The sequence below is a fragment of the Asticcacaulis sp. AC460 genome, assembly GCF_000495795.1.
Lineage (GTDB): Bacteria > Pseudomonadota > Alphaproteobacteria > Caulobacterales > Caulobacteraceae > Asticcacaulis.
Window position 1 is genome coordinate 137,323 of record NZ_AWGD01000001.1, and the last position, 13,127, is coordinate 150,449.

12 protein-coding genes are annotated in these 13,127 nt (G+C 63.7%); 7 read left to right on the forward strand and 5 right to left on the reverse strand.

Annotation, left to right across the window (positions count from 1 at the left end; all coding sequences use genetic code 11):
• Positions 1-5: 5 nt before the first annotated feature.
• Entirely contained in the window at positions 6-485 is a 480-nt protein-coding gene (locus tag ABAC460_RS26040; RefSeq protein ID WP_023451491.1) for a surface-adhesin E family protein, read from the reverse strand.
• Between the two features lie 169 nt (positions 486-654).
• Here ABAC460_RS26040 and ABAC460_RS26045 point away from each other — a divergent pair, with 169 nt between their 5' ends.
• Both ABAC460_RS26045 and ABAC460_RS26050 read left to right on the forward strand, forming a co-directional pair.
• Entirely contained in the window at positions 655-1,005 is a 351-nt protein-coding gene (locus tag ABAC460_RS26045; protein ID WP_023451492.1) for a hypothetical protein, read from the forward strand.
• A 66-nt stretch (positions 1,006-1,071) separates the two neighbouring features.
• Positions 1,072-2,040 carry a c-type cytochrome gene (locus ABAC460_RS26050; RefSeq protein WP_023451493.1) on the forward strand — a complete coding sequence of 323 codons (969 nt, stop codon included), beginning with the start codon at positions 1,072-1,074 and terminating at the stop codon, positions 2,038-2,040.
• 1 nt (position 2,041) lies between these two features.
• Here ABAC460_RS26050 and ABAC460_RS26055 read toward each other — a convergent pair whose 3' ends face one another.
• Positions 2,042-2,512: a group II truncated hemoglobin gene (locus tag ABAC460_RS26055; protein ID WP_023451494.1), complete on the reverse strand. Its 471-nt coding sequence runs from the start codon at positions 2,510-2,512 to the stop codon at positions 2,042-2,044.
• Positions 2,513-2,680: 168 nt separating this feature from the next.
• Between ABAC460_RS26055 and ABAC460_RS48020 the strand changes: the two genes are divergently transcribed.
• Entirely contained in the window at positions 2,681-3,712 is a 1,032-nt protein-coding gene (locus ABAC460_RS48020) for a hypothetical protein (RefSeq protein ID WP_023451495.1), read from the forward strand.
• A 4-nt stretch (positions 3,713-3,716) separates the two neighbouring features.
• On the opposite strand, the gene ABAC460_RS26060 is transcribed toward ABAC460_RS48020, so the two are convergent.
• Complete coding sequence (locus tag ABAC460_RS26060) at positions 3,717-5,081, reverse strand: hypothetical protein (protein WP_023451496.1); 1,365 nt, start codon at positions 5,079-5,081, stop codon at positions 3,717-3,719.
• Positions 5,082-5,279: 198 nt separating this feature from the next.
• Positions 5,280-6,641, reverse strand: coding sequence for a hypothetical protein (locus tag ABAC460_RS26065; protein WP_023451497.1), 1,362 nt, complete (start codon positions 6,639-6,641; stop codon positions 5,280-5,282).
• Positions 6,642-7,183: 542 nt separating this feature from the next.
• Here ABAC460_RS26065 and ABAC460_RS26070 point away from each other — a divergent pair.
• The 4 genes from ABAC460_RS26070 to ABAC460_RS26085 all read left to right on the forward strand — a co-directional run bounded on the left by ABAC460_RS26070 (position 7,184) and on the right by ABAC460_RS26085 (position 10,194).
• Positions 7,184-7,645, forward strand: a complete 462-nt coding sequence (locus ABAC460_RS26070) for a hypothetical protein (protein WP_023451498.1) — start codon at positions 7,184-7,186, stop codon at positions 7,643-7,645.
• Positions 7,646-7,903: 258 nt separating this feature from the next.
• On the forward strand, positions 7,904-8,662 hold the full coding sequence (locus ABAC460_RS26075; protein ID WP_023451499.1) for an SDR family oxidoreductase: 759 nt from the start codon (positions 7,904-7,906) through the stop codon (positions 8,660-8,662).
• Complete coding sequence (locus ABAC460_RS26080; protein ID WP_023451500.1) at positions 8,655-9,527, forward strand: sigma-70 family RNA polymerase sigma factor; 873 nt, start codon at positions 8,655-8,657, stop codon at positions 9,525-9,527. Before ABAC460_RS26075 ends, ABAC460_RS26080 begins: the two co-directional genes overlap by 8 nt.
• A 55-nt stretch (positions 9,528-9,582) precedes the next feature.
• Entirely contained in the window at positions 9,583-10,194 is a 612-nt protein-coding gene (locus tag ABAC460_RS26085; protein WP_023451501.1) for a D-Ala-D-Ala carboxypeptidase family metallohydrolase, read from the forward strand.
• Positions 10,195-10,207: 13 nt separating this feature from the next.
• Here the strand turns inward: ABAC460_RS26085 and ABAC460_RS50325 are convergent.
• Positions 10,208-13,127 (reverse strand): beta strand repeat-containing protein (locus ABAC460_RS50325; protein ID WP_023451502.1); only part of this gene is annotated, 2,920 nt, incomplete at its 5' end.

Sequence of the window (13,127 nt, forward strand, 5' to 3'; positions counted from 1 at the left end):
CGGGACTATGGCGCCGGGGTGGCCTTCAGCCGGTCATAGGCCGATTGCAGGTGCCAGGCGTCATCGGCCGCATAGACATCCGCGGGATCGACCGGGCGCGTGCCGCAGACATAGTCCGCCACCCGGCCGATCACCGTATCGGGCGCGGCCGGCGCAAAGGTCAGGTCGGAATCGGCCACCGAAACCGTCTCCAGCGACTTGCCGGCGTGGTCGAAGGTGTTGCCCGCCTTTACCGCCCATTGTTTGCTGTCGCAGCGGACATGAAACTGCGCCTGGGACTGTTTGACATTGTCCACCACCGCGGCGTCTTCGAAGATGACGACGTACCAGGCGCTCATGGTCGTCGCGTCGACACGGGTGATGCTGGCGCGGTCGATAAAGCGCAGGTCGGACTGACCATTGTGGACGAAGATGAAGTCCTTGGAATAGGCGGGTGCGGCCGCGACGGCGGCCAGCGCCAAAGCGGCAATGACGATCTGCTTCATGGCAAGCTCTCCCCGAAAAACGCAGCCATAAAACGGCCGGCGCGCGCGGTGGTCAATGCGCAAATCGACCCTGTCAGGATTTGTAACGCGCAGGCTTACGGTATTTGTAACTGGTCCGCGCCTGCGCCTTTCGGATAGTCTTTCAGTAAATCTCCAAGGACTATCGGATATGCGCGCTTTTCTGTTCGGGCTGTGCGCCCTGTTGCTTTTGCCGTCGGCGGCCCTGGCCCAGAGCGACGAATATACCTACAACAGCTATACCCGCGACATCAAGAAACAGACCGACGCCGGGTGGGAAGAGCTTCAGGCGGCCGATGCCAGCGCGACGCATGAAGAGCGTTGCCGTCATGCCAGCGCCGCCGTCTATAGCTACAACCAGGCGGCCCAGACCAGCGCGACCCTGGCGCAGGTCCTGTCGTACAGGGGCGGTGAATATTACGACAGTACCGTCGAGTTGCGCGACGCGGCGCGCGACATCGCCCAACAGGTTGAGGACATGTACAACGAGCAGTGCGGTTGACAAGGACGCGGCCCGGCCGCCAATGTCGGTGGGGACGGCACCGTCGCGGCAGCAGGGGTACATGGGATGCGGGTTTATCTGAGTTGCATGGCCGTCGCCGTGATCCTGGCCAGCTGTACGCCCAAACCGCAGGCCGTGGAGAGCGCACCGGACTGGGCCTATCCCATGAAGCCCGCCGCCACCGCGCCGGAGCCGGTCGATACGGCGCTGCATCATGTACCCGACAGCGCGGCCGCTTTTCACAAGGCCGAACTGAAAAGCCTGGCGTCGGCGCCGGACTGGCATCCCGATGAGCACCCGGCCATGCCCGAAGTCGTCGTGCATGGAAGCGGCAACGGCGCGGGGGCCTGCGCCTACTGCCATCTGCCCAACGGCGCCGGGCGGCCGGAAAACGCGCCCCTGGCCGGGCTGCCGAAGGCCTATATCATCGCCCAGGTCAGGGCTTTTGGCGATGCGTCGCGGACATCGTCGGTGCATCGCGCGCCCGCCGACAACATGGCCAAGGTCGCAAAGGCGGCCCAGCCGGGCGACGACGAGGCCGCAGCCGCTTATTTCGCTGCGTTGACGCCGCGGTCGTTCGTCCGGGTCGTGGAGACGGATACGGTGCCGAAAACCGAACCGGCGGCGTGGATCCTGCGGCTTTCGGCTGGCGCAGGGACCGAGCCGATCGGCAACCGGATCATCGAAGTGCCGGACGACTTTGCGCGGTTCGAACTGCGCGACAGCCGCACGGCCTATACCGCCTATGTGCCGGCCGGCAGTATAGCACGCGGCCGTGCCCTGGTGGCCGGCAAGGCCGGAAAGGTTGGCTGCGTGTCGTGCCATGGCACGGATTTGACCGGGACCGGCGACATACCCGGCATTGCCGGCCGCTTCCCGACCTATATTATCCGCCAGTTGTACGACTTCAAATCCGGCGCACGCGCCGACATCGCCAGCGCCGCCATGAAACCCGTCGCCGACAGGCTGAGCGCCGGCGACCGCATCGATATTGCTGCTTATCTGGCAACGCTGAGGCCGGCCAGCGGGGCCTGACTCAGCCCAGCCAGGGGCCGCCGGGTGGCCCCCAGTTCCACGCCGGCATCGGCGCGGAAGGGTCGGCCGGGGCAGCGCCGTCCTGGGAATTGATCTTCGCCAGGCGGGTGCCCCATTCGAGATAACCGACGAAGGCGGCGCGGAATTCCGGATCGTCGGGCAGGCCGACCTCATCCGCCGTGTCCAGCATCAGCGCCACCCAGGCGCGGCGCTGGTCCTCGGTCAGGTGACGGTTGAAGTGATGTGCCACCATGTCGGCGTGGGAGCCGCCGATGGCGGTATAGGCTTTGGGGCCGCCGAAGACTTCGGTCAGGAAGGCGGCCACGTGTCGTGCATGGTCAGGGTTCATGCCGGCAAACACCGGCGCCAGGATGGGATGGTTCGGAACCCGGGCGTAGAAGGCCGCCGTCAGCTTGTCGAAGGCCTCGGGGCCGCCGGCCCATTGCGCCAGGGTGGGGATGTCGTCCTGCATCGGCTGTTCCTTGTGTCCGGTATGACATGTAGGTGCGGCGCCGCACTTTGCCAGGTCAAAGCCTTGTTACCGGGACCGGTTCAAACGTGACCACGGCGGGCGGCTGTGTCATATCACCGGCATGCAGGCGGGGCAAAGTGTCGGATGAGTTCTTCCGGAGGCCTTGTCATGCCGTTCTCCCGCGTATTGCTGATGGTGGCTTTGGCGGGTATTGCCCTGCCCGCCCAGGCGCAGTCCTTCCAGGACGAGAAATTCGCCACCGCCGTGGGGTTGGTGGTCGCCACCGATGCGCTGGCGGCGCATTGCGCCGACGCGGCGCGGCCGGGCAGCGCGAGCTATCAGGCGCTGAAGACATGGGAAGCGCGCAACCAGGCGCCGGCCGTGCGCCAGGCGGCAACGACGGCGCAGGCGCGCGAGGGCGGCCAGGCCTATCGGCAGCTCCAGGCGGCGGTCGACGGCAAGCTGTCGCCGCTGTATGCTCAGGGCTGCGCGGCGCTGGCGACCTGGATCCGGTCGGACCAGGCCAATATCGCGGCGCACTGGCAGCCGCCGGTGGTGGCCGCGGCGGCTCCGGCTGCGGCAAAGGTCAGCGCCGCGCCGGTCAAAGGGATATTGGGCTACGGCCTGATCCAGACCGCCGGCATGGGCTATGGCGGCATGGTCACCATCAAGTTCGTGCCGGCCGTCTTGTTCAGTTCGGGCGATATCCTGCTGGATGTGACGGGGCTGAGCGACCCGGCGGCGCACCGGGCGGCCAATCCCGACGACTGGTCGAACTGGCGCAAGACCGGCGGGATCTATGAATATCGCGGCGCGTCGGGCCAGTGGCGGCCGATCCTGGGCAACAAGGTGTGGACGCAGGTGCCCGATACGTCGGGATTGCAGGGACGGTTCACAGCGACCGGCGGCGGCGGCAATCTGGCAGTTGGCGGGACGGATGCGGTTTTTGTCGAGACCAGCTACAGCTTTTTGCCGGGCGGGCGGATGGTGCGCGATGGAGTAGCGAGCGCGTCATCGTCGTTCGGCGACACAAGCACAGTAACGGGGGCCAGCGGCGGCCGGCCGGGGCGGTATGTCATCGAGGGGCTGGCTCTGAAGATCACCTATGACGACGGCCACCGGGAAAGCCGGGTCTTGATGACGCATCCTGACGACAAGGACATCATCTGGCTGGATGGAACAGCGTATATAAGGCACTAAATCTTCATGACCGGCCACCGCGCGCGATATCTTCCGACTTGGTCCGGATAGCAGCCTGCTGATCGCAGGCCTTCTGGGTCAGGCTTTCGCGAATTTGGTTGGGCGTGTCCCGGCCAACCTGGCGCGAGACCAGCGCCACGTAGCGTCGCGTATCCTTCCAGTCGACCAGGTTGCCACAGATTTCGCTGATTCGCTTCGACCGGGTCGAACCCATGACGAAGCTCGCCAGAAAGGCCAGTAACCCACTCATCGCCAAGCCGGTAGCCGGCGCCAGCGGGCTTTGCGTGCCGGCGGACCACAGGGGCAAGGCGATAAACAAGGCGGCCGCCAGAAGACTGCCCCGCCATAGCCGGCCCAGAGAGTTTTTGGTGATCGTCCGGACCGGGTAGCCCAGGCCAAAGAAATTGTCCTTGAAGTTGCCGCTGGTGTAAGCGGTCTTGAAGAGGTCACTGGCAAAAGCCAGATGCAATTCAAGCCAGGTGTCGCCGGCGCCGATGCGTTCCAGCGCCTGCTCAGCGACCTCCTGCCATCTCTTCTGCAAGACCACGGCCCGGCCGGGGTGGTGGGGATCGTAATAGAGTTCGGGAGACCGCCGGGCATAGTCCGAGGCTTCCTTATACAGGGTAATGAGCTCGCTGCGGCGGCTGGCCATCATGGCGCCGGTTTGCAGCCCCCGGTTTTCCATGCCCGTGGCATAGGCCTGGGTGCGAAGCCGCACGGCGTCCTTCAGACGGGCCAGCCTGACCGCCCCCCAGGCGAACTGGACGCCGACGGCCGCGACAAGGCAGGCCGCCGGGATCCAGGGCTGGATCATTATCGACGCATTCGACAGAAGACCCGCGATCTGCGGCGCCAGGGGGATGACGGCCAGGAAGGGCAGGCATTGAACCAGCTGCCCGACCTTGGCCGGAACGCGAAGCGCACGGGTACCATCGAACAGCGCGTCCGTCTCGCTGCCAAACCTGGACGCCCATTGAAACACGCGGTCGCGATGGGCACGTTCGTTGTCGCCCGTCCCGTACATTCCGGGAAACCTGGCCTGGATATCCGCCCGGTCCTGGAGGCTGCGCCGGACCACCGCCGACTGGTCACCGATATCCTCGGGCGACACCTCCGGCTGCGCATCGAAATTCGTCCAGGGCCTGACATAGTCGCGCCGGACCTGGATCTGGCTGGAATGATAAGCGCTCCATACCGTGTCATCCGCGATCCAGCCGGCAATCATGTCGGCCGTCTCGAAAAGCCATTTTCCGGGACCGGAATCGCCGCTGCCCGGGTCGCAATGGAAGGCGTTGATCTCTTCGGCGACAAAATCCCCCAGGCGATAATGGGCGCGGACGCGCTGGAGTTTGGCTGTATCACTTTTCACGAGCAATACTCCTTCGCATTTGAGCGTAAAATGATCATACACTATAATAATGCATTTCACAATATTTGATGTTAGTGCAAATTTTTTGCCCGTCAGTGGAAAAAAACCACCGGCAAAGGGCCTGCCGGTGGTCGCGTATTCAAAAAGGGGAGGAGGTCGAAGGGCAGGCGGCCATTGATAAGGCCGGTCCCGGTCGCATCATGACCGGTGCTGTCCTCCGCGTACGACCACAGGTCCATCCGGCCCGCCGGTCGAGAAAATATTACAGAATACGCTGAGTTCTTCTCTGGTCTTCATATGCGCCACCGCTGTGGGCACTTCATGGGTCAGGAAGGCGTCGGCCGCCTCCTCGCCCTGGTCCAGCCTGCGGCTTGCCTCTTCGTAATAGTCGGCAAGGACGTCAACGGTCCCGTGGCTGAAGGCAATTTCCAGCCCGTTCTGCATCGTGATGGGTTCGGTGTCATTGCGCCGGTAACGCAGGCGCACGGGGAAGGTCTGGCGCAGGGATCCGAGAAGCCGGGTCGTCGAGCAAAATTCACCGGGTGCGGCCTGTCCGGCGCAATGTATAAAGATATTGGCCTTTTCGATCGTGCTCCCGTCCCGCCGCAGCTGAGCCAAGGAACCGCACATCAGCAGGTAGAACGAATCAACGCACCTGTCGTTCTCGTCGTTGAGGTTCACGAATATCATGGCGTCCTTTTCCGGCCCCACCTTCGGCAGAAGCGCGAACGAAGACCGGTCCGGCACCTGCCGCGAGTTCACCCACAGGTATCGGCCTGAGGCTGAGTCGAAGCCGGCGCGCGTCACGGCCGCCATGGCCCGTGCGTCGGCTGCCGTCATGACGACCAGGGGTCGGGAGGTCACCGCCGCCCAGGGGCTGCCCGGAATCCGTGCGGATACCATGCGCCGAATCCGGTCCAGCCCGCACAGCAGATGGTCGAGTCCGTCACCGGCCATCTTCGCCAAAAGGTCGCTCCATTTAACGCTCGCAAAATAACGCTTCATCAGCCACTGCTTAAGCCGGGCAAAGGCGCCGCAGGGCTCGAGCACCCGTTCGCGAGTCCGGACCGGTATAACATTGACCGGGCGGAACGGTGTGTATCCCGGTCCCGGCGAACAGCCCCGTCCGCCATCATTCCCCCCGCCCGGCAACTGCCCCTTGGCCACGATGCTTTTCACGTGAACCTCCTCCGCCCGGATCTCAAGATAGATTTCAAAGTTCCTGGTCTCAACCATCAGCGCCGTGCGTCGCAAGGGCAGATGCAGATAAAGCAGGTAGTAGCCGCAGGTGACAAACCGTTCCAGGCGCAGCCATGGATTGACCGCGAGCTTGCTCATGGTGCCGCGGCCGGACCATGCCCGGAAGAAGTCGATGTCGAGCAGGAAACGCTCCGCTTCCGGGAAGGCCAGGACAACATCGGGGCTGACACAGGTGGCAAAATCCAGAGCGCCGTCGATTTCGCGCAAATAACTCTCCGCGAGGGCGGCCGAAGCCCGGACTGCCTGGGCCGACCAGGTGACCTGGCCGGACCCTGCGTGACGTGAAGAAAGCGGTTCCATGTCGACTCCCTGTGAGTTTCCTGGCTTGATTGCGAACGCCTACCTTATCTTCTCAGCGGGGGAGATCGTTGTCGAAGGCCGCCCCTGAATTTATACTATATTAAGTATATAACCCAAAACACCGGTCACCGCGGAATCACAAAGCCGTGCGATTGCACAGGAAGATATTGATTACCTCATGCAAGATGAGGCATGAAGCGCCTTAATGCAGCTTGATGCATCTGACGGCACCTAAATGCTGAAAAGCATGGTGTGCAATAAATTTGCATTGACGGTCTCTGAGGATTGGCGCATGTTCGAACTTGCCAAGACTCTCAAAGCCAGCGTTGCAACCGCTTTCCGGGCCCCTTTCCGCCCTGCCGGAGACTTTCGCACACAAAACGATGTGTACAGATGAAATTTCGACCGCACGCGGGAAAGGTACAGGACGATCGATATCTCCGGTTAAAGACAATCTAATGCGACGCACCGCCCCCGGAACGGCTGTCGACACAGCGGTCCGGATTCCCCGATAACCCCAATTCAATCACGAAAAAAATGCCATGGCCGATTCCGTCCCCCCCCCCGAAGATTTTCAGAAAAAGTTGGCAGCCCAGGCGCGCCAGATGCGCACAATCTTTCTCACCCACCTGAGATCACCGGAATTCTGGAGCGACATGGAGCAGGACCCGGAATCTTTTCACGAGGCCCTGGGGCTGGCGAAGACCTACAACTTCGTCCACTACACGCGCATTGCCGCCGTGATGAAAATGAAGGATTCCTCCGCGGTCAGCCGATGGTTTGCCGGCGAAGAGGCCCGCAAAACGCCGGAATGGGTACGCCGCCAAAGCGCGATCCAGGCGCTGATGAAGATCCTGGCCTACGACATCTACCTGCTCCAGAATGGCAAGGAGCCCATAGGGCACAAGTCGATCAAGGAACATGAAGACACCGGGGTAACCCTGTTCGACGCGACGCGGATCGATGAACTGACCCAGGCGTCAGCAACAGTGTCTGTCGGCTAGAGCAAAGCACATTTATACGGAATCATCGTGTAAACGTGCGGAGCGTGCAAACTTAAAACTAGAGCGGGCTGCGTTCCGCTTAACGTTTCCATCTGAACGCAGTCCGCTCCAGGAGAGATCGCGACGAAGGCCGGCAGGCCGGGGCGAATGGCGTGACGGGCCGGACTGCGTATAGCAGTCTACGGCTTAAGTATCAGAACCTGACTCTTTTAAGAGGATTCAAACGTCTTAACTCCGACCATAGAGGAGCCAAGGCACATGAACCTTCACAACACATCCGTCATCGTCACCGGCGGCAGCCGCGGTTTGGGCCTGGGGCTGGTCGAAGCCCTGGCGGCGCAGGGCGCCCGAGTCACGGTCGTTGCGCGCGCGTCTTCGGATCTGAACGCCGTGCAGCAACGGCTGGGCGTCGACGTCCGTCCCGCCGATGTCACTGCCCCGGACGTGGCCCAGCGTATCCTCAGCGAAGTCCGGCCGGATATTGTGGTGCTGAATGCCGGATTGCCCCCGCCCATGGCGTCTATCGACCGTATGACCTGGGAGGACTTTACCGCCACCTGGGACCACGATGTTCGCGCCGGACTTTATTGGGTGCAGGCGGCGCTGAACCTGCCGCTGAAACCGGGCAGCCGGGTGTTGATGACGTCAAGCGGCGCGGCGATTTCCGGCTCCCCCATGTCGGGCGGCTACGGCGGCGCCAAGCGGATGCTGTGGTTCATGGCGCGCTATGCCCAGGGACTGGCGCAAGAGAAGGAACTGGGCCTGCGGTTCCAGACCCTTGTGCCACGCCAGATGGTCGGCGGCACCGGGACGGGTGACGCCGGCTCGACCGCCTATGCGGCGAAGATGGGTATGGCGCCGGAGGCTTTCCTCTCCCGCTTCGGTGCGCCGATGACGCCGCGTGATTTTGGCGATATGGTCGTGGCGATCCTGCAGGACCCGCGCTACGGCGATGGCGACGCCTTCGCGCTGACACGGGATGGCGGGATCGTCAAACTGGAAGGACCCGATGTCTGATGCCGGCATATTGGCCGAACTGAGTTCGCTGCGGCCGGAACTTCATCGCTACTGCGCCCGGCTGATGGGCTCGGTGATCGATGGGGAAGACGTCGTGCAGGACGCTTTTCTGCGCGCGCTTGCGGCTTTGCCGGGGCGGGAGCTGGATGCGCCGCTGCGGCCGTGGCTGTTCCGGATCGCGCACAACCGGGCCATGGATGTGTTGCGCGGACGGACGCTACGGCGGACCGAGCCGATGGAAAACGCCTTCGCTGTCGCCGACGACGGGGCGGAGGACGCACTGGCGAGACTGATGCAAAAGCAGGCCGTCGGATTGGCCATGGCGCGGTTTTCGGAGCTGCCGGTCATGCCGCGCAGTGTGGTGATCCTGAAGGATGTCATGGGGGAGTCGCTGGGCTTTATCGCGGCGCTGCTGGATCTGTCGGTAGACGGGGTCAAGGGGCACCTGGCGCGGGGCCGGGCCCGCTTGCGGGCCGTGGCCACCCGGCCGGTAGCGGAGGTCGCGACGCCTGCGCCATCGCCCGAGGTGGCGCGGTATGTCGCGCTGTTCAATGCGCGGGATTGGGATGGTTTGCGGGCCATGCTGGCAGACGATGCCCGGCTGCAGCAATCGGCCTATCCGCTGCGCACCGGACCGACGGTGCGCGAGTTCTTCGGCATCTATGCCGGCTATGGCGAGGTTCGTCTGATGCCGGCGTGGGTCGAAGGCCGCGAGGTGATGGCAGTCTTCGAAGGCGACGCGGCGGTGCCTAACCATATGATGTGGCTGGAATGGGACAATGGGCAGATTCGATATATACGGGACTACCGTTATGTTCCGTATGTTCTCGCGGAGTCGAACCTGATCGTGGCCCCCCACGTATGAACGCGGGAGCCGAAGGGCGTCATACCAAGACTATATAACAACCGGAGAGCCTGTCATGAAAGCCTATCCCGTTATCCTTTCGCTCGCCCTGCTCTCCGCTTCAGCCAGCGCCTCGACGCCTTCCGACACCTACATATCGCAAGCCGCCTTTCAGGGTTGGGTGACGGACAATCACCTGGAAACACAAGTGCAGGCCTTTGAAGCCCACCTGGCCAGGAACGGTGTCGCCGATGTCCTGCCCACCTATCAAATCCTCAGGACATCTTCGACCTGGCAGGCCTGCAAGGCTTCGGCCTTTGAGATTCCGCCGCAAGAGGTCTGGGCCAACATCACGACCACGCTCAGCTATATCAAGACCGAAGTCGAACCGAGAATCGGCAAGGTTCAGGCGGTTTCAGGCTACCGCAATGCCAAGCTCAACACATGCTCCGGCGGCGCGGAACACAGCGCGCACCGATATTACTTCGCCCTGGATCTTTTGCCGGAAACCGACATATCCAGGGCGACATTGATCCGGGAGATGTGCCTGGCGCACCGCGAAAACGGACAGAAAAGTCAAATCGGACTGGGATTTTATTCCGGTGTCCGCTTTCACCTCGACAGCAAAAAGTACCGCAAGTGGGGCGCCGACGGAAAATCGGCGACCTCCCCCTGCAACAAAATCTGACGAGATCGACGCCTTACCAGACGATATGGCTGAGCACGTCGGCCTGGGTGGCGTTCAGCACCGTCACGCTGCCGGCGCCAAGCGTAATCACCACATCCGCCCCCACCTGGGCCACCAGGCCGGCATGGGCGACACCGGCCGTATAGGCGTGGACGTCGATCGAGTCGTTCTGCGATGCCGTAAAATCGGTCACCGTGTCCTTGCCGCTGAAGAAGACAAAGACGTCGGCGCCCAGGCCGCCCGTCAGGTTGTCGTTGCCCGCCCCGCCGTCCAGACGGTTCTTGCCGTCATTACCGGTCAGGCTGTTGGCGCTGGCGTTGCCCGTCGCGTTCAGATTGGCCGTTCCCGTCAGGATCAGGGATTCCACCGTGCGGCCGGCCAGGGAATAGCTGACCGAAGCGAAAATGGTGTCCGTGCCAGACGCACCGGTCTCGTTGACCACGTCGCCACTATAGTCGACATAATAGGTGTCGTCGCCCAGGCCGCCGGCCAGGGTATCGGCGCCAACCCCGCCGTCCAGCACGTTGTTGCCAATATTGCCCGTCAGGCTGTTGTTCAGCGAATTGCCCGTGACGCTGAGGTTGTCCGTCCCGCTCAGGACCAGGTCGTCGACCGCGCGGCCGAACAAGGTATAGCTGACCGAGGCGATGATCAGGTCGTGGCCTTCGAAGTGGCTTTCATAGACCTTGTCGCCGGCATTATCGACGTAGAAGGTGTCGTCGCCCAGGCCGCCATAGAGGCTGTCGGCACCCACGCCGCCGTCCAGCCGGTCATGGCCCGCGCCGCCGTCCAGCTTGTTGACGCCGCTGTTGCCGGTCAGGCTGTTGCCCAGAGAATTGCCGGTGGCGTTGATATTGCCCGTCCCCGTCAGGGTCAGGTTTTCGACCACCCGGCCAGCCAGCGAATAGCTGACCGAGGCCAGGACCAGGTCGGTGCCTTCGCTCGTCAGTTCGACCACCTTGTCGCCGATGTCGTCGACATAGTAGGTGTCGTCACCCGCCGCCCCGGCCAGGGTATCGGCGCCGGCGCCGCCTTCCAGGACATTGTTGCCGCTGTTGCCGGTCAGGCTGTTGGCCAGTCCGTTGCCGGTGGCGGTCAGATGTTCGGCGCCCGTCAGGGTCAGGACTTCGACCGCGCGGCCGAATAGCGAATAGCTGACCGACGAAAGGATGGTGTCCGTGCCTTCGAGGTGGTTTTCATAGACCTTATCGCCGGCATTATCGACGTAGAAGGTGTCGTCGCCCAGGCCGCCATACAGGCTGTCGGCGCCGGCGCTGCCATTCAGCAGGTCGTCGCCGGCCGCCCCCGTCAGCAGGTTGTTACCGGTATTGCCGGTCAGGTTGTTGCGCAGCGAATTGCCGGTGCCGCCGAGGTTGGCGCTGCCCGTCAGGGTCAGGTTTTCCACCGCCCGTCCGACCAGGGAATAGGTGACCGAGGCGAAGATCGCGTCCGCGCCTTCGCCGGTCGCTTCGGTCACGACGTCGCCGGCGTTATCGACGCTGTAGGTATCGTCGCCTGCGCCGCCGGCCAGGCTGTCGGCGCCGGTGCCGCCGTCCAGCCAATTGTTGCCGGCATTGCCGGTCAGGCTGTTGGCCAGGCTGTTGCCGGTGGCGGTCAGGTGTCCCGCCCCGGTCAGAGTCAGGGCTTCGACCGCGCGGCCGAACAGCGAATAGCTGACCGACGAGATGATGGTATCGGTGCCTTCCAGGTGGTTTTCGTTGACCTTGTCGCCGGCATTGTCGACGTAATAGGTGTCGTCTCCCACGCCGCCGGTCAGGCTGTCGGCGCCCGCGCCGCCGTCCAGCACGTCGTCGCCCGCCGCACCGGTCAGCAGGTTGCTGCCGGCATTGCCGGTAAGGCCGTTGCCCAGCGAATTGCCGGTGGCCGTCAGGTTGGCGGCGCCCGTCAGGGTCAGGTTTTCAACGGCCCGGCCGACGAGCGAATAGCTGACCGAGGCGATGATGGCGTCCGTGCCTTCGCCGCCGGCCTCGACCACCGCATCGCCGGCATGGTCGACCGTGTAGGTGTCGTTGCCCAGGCCGCCGGTCACGGTATCGGCCCCGGCCCCGCCGTCCAGGGCGTTGTTGCCGGCGGTGCCGGTTATCGTGTTGGCCGACGCATTGCCGGTACCGTTCAGGTCGCCGGTTCCGGTCAGGACCAGGGTCTCGACGTGGGCAGCCAGGACGTGGCTGACCGAGGCCCGCACGATGTCGTTGCCGCCGCCTTCGGCTTCGACGACGGCATCGTCGGCGTCGACCACGAAGGTATCGTCGCCCAGGCCGCCGGTCAGGGTGTCGTTTCCGGCGCCGCCGTCGATCAGGTCGTTGCCCGCGGCCGCGTCGATCGCGTTGTTGCCGGCATTGCCGGTCATCACATTGCGCAGCGAATTGCCGATGGCGTTCAGGTTGTCCGTCCCCGTCAGGGTCAGGTTCTCGGCATAGCGGGCGAACAGGGAATAGCTGACCGAGGCGATCACCGTATCTATGCCGCTGCCGCCCAGCTCCACGACGAGATCGCCGGCATCGTCGACGGTATAGGTGTCGTCGCCCAGGCCGCCGGCCAGGGTATCCGCGCCCGCGCCGCCGTCCAGGGCGTTATTGCCGATGTTGCCAGTGATGGCGTTGGCCAGGGCATTGCCGGTCCCGCCAATATGGCCGCTGCCGGTCAGGGTCAGGTGTTCGACATTCGCCGCCAGGCTGTGGTCGGCCGAGGCCAGTACGATATCCGTGCCGCCGTCCTCGACTTCGACGACCAGATCCGCTCCGTCGGCCACGAAGGTGTCGTCGCCCAGCCCGCCGGCCAGGGTATCGACGCCGGCGCCGCCGTCCAGGCTGTCCGCGCCCGCGCCACCGTCCAGGCTGTTGTTTCCGCTGTTGCCGGTGAGGGTGTTTGCCAGGTCGTTGCCCGCCCCGTTGAGGTTGGCATCACCCGTC

What these genes read in the sequence shown, in the direction of transcription:
- ABAC460_RS26040 (WP_023451491.1), bottom strand. Translation starts at nt 485, where the DNA reads ATGAAGCAGATCGTCATTGCCGCTTTGGCGCTGGCCGCCGTCGCGGCC.
- ABAC460_RS26045 (WP_023451492.1), top strand. Translation starts at nt 655, where the DNA reads ATGCGCGCTTTTCTGTTCGGGCTGTGCGCCCTGTTGCTTTTGCCGTCG.
- ABAC460_RS26050 (WP_023451493.1), top strand. Translation starts at nt 1,072, where the DNA reads ATGCGGGTTTATCTGAGTTGCATGGCCGTCGCCGTGATCCTGGCCAGC.
- ABAC460_RS26055 (WP_023451494.1), bottom strand. Translation starts at nt 2,512, where the DNA reads ATGCAGGACGACATCCCCACCCTGGCGCAATGGGCCGGCGGCCCCGAG.
- ABAC460_RS48020 (WP_023451495.1), top strand. Translation starts at nt 2,681, where the DNA reads ATGCCGTTCTCCCGCGTATTGCTGATGGTGGCTTTGGCGGGTATTGCC.
- ABAC460_RS26065 (WP_023451497.1), bottom strand. Translation starts at nt 6,641, where the DNA reads ATGGAACCGCTTTCTTCACGTCACGCAGGGTCCGGCCAGGTCACCTGG.
- ABAC460_RS26070 (WP_023451498.1), top strand. Translation starts at nt 7,184, where the DNA reads ATGGCCGATTCCGTCCCCCCCCCCGAAGATTTTCAGAAAAAGTTGGCA.
- ABAC460_RS26075 (WP_023451499.1), top strand. Translation starts at nt 7,904, where the DNA reads ATGAACCTTCACAACACATCCGTCATCGTCACCGGCGGCAGCCGCGGT.
- ABAC460_RS26080 (WP_023451500.1), top strand. Translation starts at nt 8,655, where the DNA reads ATGTCTGATGCCGGCATATTGGCCGAACTGAGTTCGCTGCGGCCGGAA.
- ABAC460_RS26085 (WP_023451501.1), top strand. Translation starts at nt 9,583, where the DNA reads ATGAAAGCCTATCCCGTTATCCTTTCGCTCGCCCTGCTCTCCGCTTCA.